General features: G+C 68.8%; 3 protein-coding genes. 1 reads left to right on the top strand and 2 read right to left on the bottom strand.

Going from position 1 to position 5037, the window contains the following annotated elements; translation table 11 throughout:
• Positions 1-123: 123 nt before the first annotated feature.
• Both pepN and AC3A3W_RS09175 read right to left on the bottom strand, forming a co-directional pair.
• The gene (pepN, locus tag AC3A3W_RS09180; RefSeq protein ID WP_487442136.1) at positions 124-2775 is read right to left on the bottom strand and encodes an aminopeptidase N; all 2652 of its coding nucleotides are present in this window, start codon (positions 2773-2775) and stop codon (positions 124-126) included.
• Between the two features lie 4 nt (positions 2776-2779).
• Complete coding sequence (locus AC3A3W_RS09175; RefSeq protein ID WP_487442138.1) at positions 2780-3871, bottom strand: YeiH family protein; 1092 nt, start codon at positions 3869-3871, stop codon at positions 2780-2782.
• 151 nt (positions 3872-4022) lie between these two features.
• Between AC3A3W_RS09175 and AC3A3W_RS09170 the strand changes: the two genes are divergently transcribed.
• Positions 4023-5037, top strand: a 1015-nt coding sequence (locus AC3A3W_RS09170; protein ID WP_487442134.1) for a circularly permuted type 2 ATP-grasp protein, incomplete at its 3' end; no start/stop codon positions are given.

Genomic DNA, 5037 nt, shown 5'->3' with positions numbered 1-5037 from the left:
CTGCACCGCGTGCCCTGACAAATCCATCGAGTGCTCCCCACCGGCCTCCTCGCCTCGCAAGCTCGGCCAGGGAACCCTGCCGGCGTGGGCCCAAATGCCGTTCTGGGCGCTCAAAAACGGCAGTTACGGAGCAACCGATGGTGCTTTCCCGGCCAGCGAGGCTGCCTGGGCCGTGAGCGCGCGGTGCAGGTGGCTGCGCTGCTCGATGATGATGCGGCGCAGCGCGCGCGGCGCGTCCTGGTGGGACTCCAGCCAGGCGTCGGTCCGGACAATAACCGGGTGTTCGTCGGCGGAGCCGCCGCCAGGGGCCAGGTCGCGGGAGCCGGGGTACAGCCCGCGGACAATCCGGCTCGCGATCTCGATGCTCCGCTCGGCCCAGACCGTTTCCAGGCACTCGAAGTACGGTTCCACGAAGGGATCGAGCAACTCCGCAGAACCGGTGTTGAATCCCGTGATCGTGGCACTGAGCATCTGGTTGGACAGTTCCGTGCCGCGCACGGCGGCATCCCAGGCAGCCGCCTTGACGGCGGCTTCAGGCCGGGCGGCAAGCGCCGTGGCGTGCCCGGCCCGTCCGGACGCCGTGTTGTCCCTGGCCAGTTCGGCATGCAGCTCGGCCTCGCCGGCCAGTCCGTGCGCGGCCAGGGCGTGCCAGAGGCTCCACCGCAGCTCGGCGTCCACCGCCAGCCCGGGGATCTCGGCCGTGCCGTCCAGCAGGCCCCGGAGCAGCGGCACCTGGCTGCCGTCTGTGCGGCTGAGCGTTGCCAGGGCCCGCGCCCAGGCAAGCTGCTGGTCCGAACCGGCCTCCGCCGCGCGCAGCTCCCCGGCCGCAGCGGCGGCGAACGCCTCCCGGCGGGCATCGCGCCCGTCCGCGGGGACGTACTGTTCGAGCGCCGTCGAGGCGTTGCCCAGAATGTTCAGCAGCACCCCGATTCCCGTCTCGGCAGGGGCGAACCGCTGCACGGCGTCCACATAGCGGTCGGCGGGGGTTACCCCGTCCCGGGCGGAGTTCCACAGCGCAGTCCAGCACAGGGCCCGGGCCATGGCGTCCCCGATCCGGTCCAGCGAGGCGCGCACCGTGGCCTCGGAGGCAGCATCGAGCCGGACCTTGGCGTACGTCAGGTCTTCATCATTGACCAGCAGCAGTGCCGGCAGGGCCTTGCCCGCCAGCTCCGGGACAACCTCGTCAGCCCCGGACAGGTCCGTCTCCACGGAATCGGTGCGGACCAGCATGCCCGCCGAATCGAAGTTGTACAGGCCGATCCGCAGGCGGTGCGGCCGCAGCTCTGCGCGGCCGGTCGCGGGGTCCGGGGCATCCTGCACCAGCCTGACGCTGGCCAGCGTCGGCCGCCCCGGAGCTTCTTCGGCGGTTTCCACTTCGACGCTCAGCGTGGAGATGCCGGACGTCTGGAGCCACTGCCGGGCCCACACCGCCAGATCCCTGCCGGAGGCCCGGCTGAGCGCTGCAAGAAGGTCGGCCAGTGTGGTGTTGCCGTATTCGTGCTCCCGGAAATACTGCCGCGACCCCGCGACGAAGGCGTCAAAGCCGACGTAGGCCACGAGCTGTTTCAGGACCGAGGCGCCCTTGGCGTAGGTGATGCCGTCGAAGTTCTGCTTCGCTGCCTCGAGGTCGGGGATGTCCCCCACGATCGGGTGGGTGGTGGGCAGCTGGTCCTGGACGTAGGCCCAGGCTTTCCGGTTGTTGGCGAAGTTAGTCCATGCCGTGTCCCAGCCGGTGGCCCGGTCCACTCCGAGGGTGCCCATGTAGTCCGCGAAGGACTCCTTCAGCCACAGATCGTCCCACCACTGCATCGTGACCAGATCGCCGAACCACATGTGGGCCATTTCGTGCATCAGCGTGTTCGCGCGGGCCTGGTACTGCGAATCGGTGGCCCGGGAGGTGAAGACGTAATTCTCCGTGAAAGTGACCAGGCCGGGGTTCTCCATGGCCCCCAGGTTGTATTCCGGAACGAAGGCCTGATCGTATTTTCCCCAGGGATACGGGTAGTCAAAGAGCCCGTTGAAGAACTCCAGTCCCTGCTTGGTGAGTTGGAACAGCGCTGGCGCGTCGAAGGATTCCGCCATGGACGCCCGGCAGTACAGGGCAAGCGGCACTTCCAGCCGGGTGCCGTCGTCGAACGTCCTTTCCCACAGATCCTGAGCCTTGAAATAGGGACCCGCCAGGACCGTGGTGATGTAGGTGGACATCGGCGGGGTGGGAACGAAGTCCCAGCGGCCCGCGGCAGGATCGCCGTCCACGGGCGAGCGCCCGGCCTCCGCGCCATTGGAGGCGACATGCCAGCCTGCCGGGGCGATGACGTGGAAGGTGAACGAGGCTTTGAGGTCCGGCTGTTCAAAGTTGGCGAACACCCGGCGGGCGTCGGCCGGCTCGTATTGCGTGTAGAGGTAGCACTGCCCGTCCGCCGGATCGAAAAACCGGTGCATGCCCTCGCCGGAACGGCTGTAGAGCGCTGTGGCGGTGACCGTCACGGAGTTTTCGGCCTGCAGGTTGTCGAGCCGGATCCGAGCGCCGTCCGCAATCTCCGCCACCGGTTGCGGCACGCCGTTGAGGACCACGTTCTCCACCTGTCCGATGAAGTCCAGGAAGGTCGAGGCTCCGGGCTCGCTTGCGGAAAAGGTGACGGTGCTCCGGCTGGTGTACCCGGTCACCTCCTGATCCGGCGCGTGGCGGACATCAAGCAGGACGTCATACGCGTGCGTCCTGATCAGGACCGACCGCGCTGCCGCTTCGTTGCGTTGGAGGTTCTCATTCGACACTCCGCTATTGAATCATGAGGAGGGCGGCGGCCAGCCCGAGGACCGCGATCAGCAGCCAGGCCGCCAGCGCGGCGCTCACGGCACGCAGCCCGGTGCGCATGAGGGTGTGGATGCGCACCGCCGACCCCAGCCCGAACAGGGCGGCCCCCAACAGGATGTCCTGCAGCCCGGCGGCCGCCTCCAGCCAGCCTTCGGCGAGCCACCCCGTGGAGCGGAGGGCCACCATCGCCACGAACCCGACGACGAACAGCGGCACCACGGGCGGCAGCGCCTCGGGGATGGCCGGGAGGGCAGGCGCCTGGCCTGGCCCGGCGGCGCCGGCGGCAGGGTTCTTTTCCTGGAGCGCGTCATGGCGTCTGCGGCGCAGCGAGGCCATGCGCTGCTGCACCCCTGCTGCCGCCACCATCGGGGCCAGCAGGATGACCCGCGTCAGCTTAACGACGACGGCGATCCCCAGCGCCGCGGTCCCCGCGGTCTGCGCCGTGGCCACCACCTGGCCGACGTCGTGCACCGACGCACCGGTCCAGGCGCCGAAGACTTCGGGGCTGAGGCCCAGGGGATGGACCAGCAACGGCAGGACGCCAATGGCCAGCGTGCCGCAAAGGGTCACGAGGGCCACCGGGAGCACCGTGTCCGGGTGCCTGATCCGCCGCACGGCGGCCATCGCACCGATGGCGGAGGCGCCGCAGATGGAAAAACCGGTGGCTATCAGCAGCGAGGCGTCCCGCGGCAGCCGGAACAGGCGCGATATGCCGTAGGTGCCCGCAAAGCTCACCGCGACGACGGCCGCAATCAGCAGCAGCGAGCTCCAGCCCAGCCCCAGCACGTCCGCGATGCCAACCTTTAGCCCGAGGAGCACGATGCCGCCGCGCATCAGGTGCTTTCCGGCGAAGTCGAGGCCGGGCCTGGCGCGTCCTGCCGACCACGCCGCCGTGAACGGCAGATTGGCCGCCAGCAGGCCGAGGACCACGGCCAGGGTCATGGCCGGAAGGGCCGGAACGGCAGCGTGGACGGTGAAGGCAAGGGCCAGTGCAACCACAGCCGTCAGCAGGCCGGGAAGATTCCGGGTAAAGTGCTGGTGCGCCTCCCTGCGCAGCCGCTGCAGGGCCGGCGTCGGGAATCGGAAGTCTGGCACGTCCTAACCATGCCGGACGGCGGCGGCAAAAGACCAACCGGACGTACCCGTCAACACGCCAGGGCGGGGTACAGAAATGAATTCGCAACAAAAAGGTGGTTGGCTAATGACCATGTCTGACCTATTCCAGGATTACTCCGAGGCTGCCGGCCGCACCGGCGCCTACGACGAGATGTTTGCCCCGGGGCAGACCGCCCGTAAGTCCTACGGGCAGGTCGCCGGCGCCCTCCGTGAGCTGTCCCTCGCCGACGTCAGTGCCCGTGCTGACTCGATGGCGCGGACCTTCCTGGACCGCGGCGTGACCTTTGACTTTGCGGGGGAGGAGCGCCCCTTCCCGCTGGACATCGTCCCCCGGGTGATCCCCGCCGACGAGTGGAGCGTCCTGGAACGCGGCGTGGCCCAGCGCGTCCGGGCACTGGAGGCGTTCCTCAACGACGTCTACGACAAGATGACGGTCGTGTCCGACGGCGTGATTCCGCGCCAGCTGGTGACCACGAGTGCCCACTTTCACCGGGCCGTGCACGGCTTCGAACCGGCCGGCGGCGTCCGCGTGCACATCTCGGGCATCGACGTCGTCCGCGATGCCGCCGGGACCTTCCGAGTCCTCGAGGACAACGTGCGCGTGCCGTCCGGCGTCAGCTACGTGCTGGAGAACCGGCGCGCCATGGCCAAGGGCCTTCCCGAGGCGTTCGGCTCCCAGCTCATCCGTCCCGTGGAAGAGTATCCGCGGCGTCTGCTCTCCGCCCTGCGCAAGACCGCGCCCTCCGGCGTGGACGACCCCACGGTGGTGGTCCTGACCCCGGGCGTCTTCAACAGTGCCTACTTCGAGCACACCCTCCTCGCCGGGCTGATGGGTGTCGAGCTGGTGGAGGGCCGCGACCTCATCTGCCGCGGCAACCGCGTCTACATGCGGACCACCGCAGGCGAACAGCGCGTGGACGTCATCTACAAGCGGATCGACGATGACTTCCTGGACCCGCTCCAGTTCCGCTCCGACTCCATGCTCGGCTGCCCGGGCCTCGTCAACGCCGCCAGGGCCGGCGGCGTGACCATCGCCAATGCCGTCGGCAACGGCGTGGCCGACGACAAGCTGGTCTACAGCTACGTTCCCGACCTCATCCGCTACT

It is taken from the genome of Arthrobacter sp. Soil_N43, assembly GCF_057655195.1.
This window is presented reverse-complemented; position numbering and strand designations above follow the sequence as displayed.